Here is a 2,407-nt window from a genome sequence, read left to right on the forward strand (position 1 = left end):
CGCATGGCCCGATGGCCACCCCAATCCCCGCCAAAGCGGTCCTCGAATTTACACCTCGTCCGCGGACGCTACCGGGCGGCCTAGAACCTGAGTTGAGCAAGTGATGAAGTCATTGTATGTGGCTGGATATCTCATAATATCCGCACTTATCGTAGGGCAAGCTAAAGCCGATCAGCGCAATGTAATAGCAAATTATAGTGGTCCTATTACATGCTCCGGGCCGGGCGGCACTCATACCGTCAGCGACGGGGCAGTTGTGGACTTCTTTTATTATCAAAACGATCCGCGCAGGATTTGGGTCGGACGTCGTGGCGGGGCGACTTGGCTGCTTGGAATGAATGACTCGTGCACTATTAATGGAACGGCAGGATATCCATAGATCGAAACCTTAATCTCAAGTCTACGAGGTCAATTGTAGGCTTGAGCCTGCTAAATTTATGAGACGATATCGTCGATTTCTGTAAAGGGTCGGTTGTCGGACGGATCGTTGAGGTCGGGCGGATCGCTTCTCCGTCTGGTGCGTGGACTGGACGGCCGCCGTCTCAGGCGGCCATGCGCGCCATCTCGGCGGCCTCGCGGATCGTTTCCGCGTCAAGGCCCATCTTCCGCAGGCCCATCTTCCGCAGGCGCATGTACGTCGCGCCGTAGGTGCAGCCGGGGCGGCGAGTATATCCTTCCGGATTAACTCCAGTATCCCTAAAGGTGGCATCCCGTTAAGCCGGCGTGCCGGTATGACTGCGAAGTCGCGTTCTCGGCGAATAGGTCCACTTAGTTGGGATGCGCCTCGCCACGACGGCGGCGAGGAACCGGCTTTGGCTTCGGCGCCTTCGCGCTCATTTCCTCGAGAGCGATCGGACGTGCGGCGAGACCCCGTCGGGATCGTGACCGTCGAGGGTCGTTTGTAGACCTGGGGGTTACGCCGCGACATCGCGCGCTTCCCGCAGGAGACGACCGCCGACCCGCATCGACATGAGGACGCCGATCGTCGTATCGCCCTCAGCCGTTGCCAGGATCGGCGACACCGCGTCGGACAGAGAGAAGCGGATCACGTCGGGCCGGAAGGCGCCGAGCATGGTCCGGAGGTACTTCAGGGACAGGCCGAAAACCGAAGGCGGCGGCTCGATTGACGACGACCGGGCGACCGCGCTCTCCGAGGCGATCCACGCGCGCCAGAGCGCCAGGACCGCCGCCAGGGAGGCTCAGGCCGGCCCCGTGCAACTCGGGCGCCTGCGCGCGGGGGTCCATCTTTCCCCCGAAGCCCCGCCCACGGCCTCGGGATCGCACGCAATCGCTCATCCGCCGCCGAACCGTCGCGGCCTCCGGCCCGATGCCGCCGGCCCCCTATTGCGCTTGACGGGTTTCGCCGGGGCAGCGTCACGCTCCCCCTGGCAAGGAATTTCTGCCGCCTTTCCCCGGTCCGCACAGGTCATACACAAAGCGTTTGACCCCGCAGGATGAACGATGTTCCGCTTTCGTACTCACGAAAGGGGACGCCATGACTGCTGCGCAGATCGTCGAGAGGGCGACCATGAGCGAAGCTGAGATGATCGCCCTTGCCTATGAGGAGGCGGCCGGCGGTGATGCGCGGCGTGCCCTCCGGCGGGCCATCGAGGACGTCATGGCCCTCGAAGTAAAGCTCGCGACCGCCGAGCGCGTGGTCTCGCACGGCTACGTCCGGGGCACCTTACCCGGCCGGGCTACCTGACGTGGAGCGCTTGTGCGATGTCCGCGCGGCCCGACTCGTGATCCTGTGTAGCCCCTGCGGCCGGCGCGGGTCCTACCAGGTCGATCGGCTTCGTCAGCGGTTTGGGGCTCACGCCTCGGTGCTGGACGTCTATCTCGCGCTCACGCAATCCTGCCGCTTCCAGCGCGAGGTTGGGAGCCGGACGCCCAACGTCTACGGCATGACATGCCGGGCGAAGCTCGACACAACGGGCGGACCAACGGCGGCGGGCCTGCCGTCGAGGACCTGAGCCATGTGCAACCTCTACAGCCTCGTCACGCCGCAGGCCGAGATCCGCGCCTCCTTCGGCGTGTCGGCGGATCGTGCCGGCAACATGCCGCCTCTGCCAGGCATCTTCCCCGATCAGCGCGCACCCATCGTGCGGGTGGGCGACGACGGAGAGCGCACCATGGAGATGTTCCGCTGGGGCATCCCCGGTCCGAAGCAGTTCGGCGAGCACCCCGTCACCAACGTCCGGAACGTGAAGAGCCCGCACTGGCGGCCCTGGCTCAAGCCGGAATACCGCTGCCTCGTGCCGGTCTCGTCGTTCAGCGAGTACGCCGACACCAAGCCGAAGAAGACCCCGACCTGGTTCGCCCTCAATGAGGATCGGGTAGCGTCCGCGGACGAGGTGTAAATTCGAGGACCGCTTTGGCGGGGATTGGGGTGGCCATCGGGCCATGC

At 64.4% G+C, this 2,407-nt stretch carries 2 protein-coding genes and 1 pseudogene; 2 read left to right on the forward strand and 1 reads right to left on the reverse strand.

Features of this window, described 5'->3' with window-relative positions:
* Positions 1-914: 914 nt before the first annotated feature.
* On the reverse strand, positions 915-1,073 hold the full coding sequence (locus tag K2X24_RS18870; RefSeq protein WP_292500003.1) for a hypothetical protein: 159 nt from the start codon (positions 1,071-1,073) through the stop codon (positions 915-917).
* Positions 1,074-1,495: 422 nt separating this feature from the next.
* Between K2X24_RS18870 and K2X24_RS18875 the strand changes: the two genes are divergently transcribed.
* The gene (locus K2X24_RS18875) at positions 1,496-1,705 is read left to right on the forward strand and encodes a hypothetical protein (protein WP_292500004.1); all 210 of its coding nucleotides are present in this window, start codon (positions 1,496-1,498) and stop codon (positions 1,703-1,705) included.
* 271 nt (positions 1,706-1,976) lie between these two features.
* Positions 1,977-2,336 (forward strand): annotated as a pseudogene (locus K2X24_RS18880) (SOS response-associated peptidase family protein); the annotation flags it as partial.
* Positions 2,337-2,407: the final 71 nt, after the last annotated feature.

Origin of the sequence: Methylobacterium sp. (assembly GCF_019750675.1) — a bacterium.
GTDB lineage: Bacteria > Pseudomonadota > Alphaproteobacteria > Rhizobiales > Beijerinckiaceae > Methylobacterium.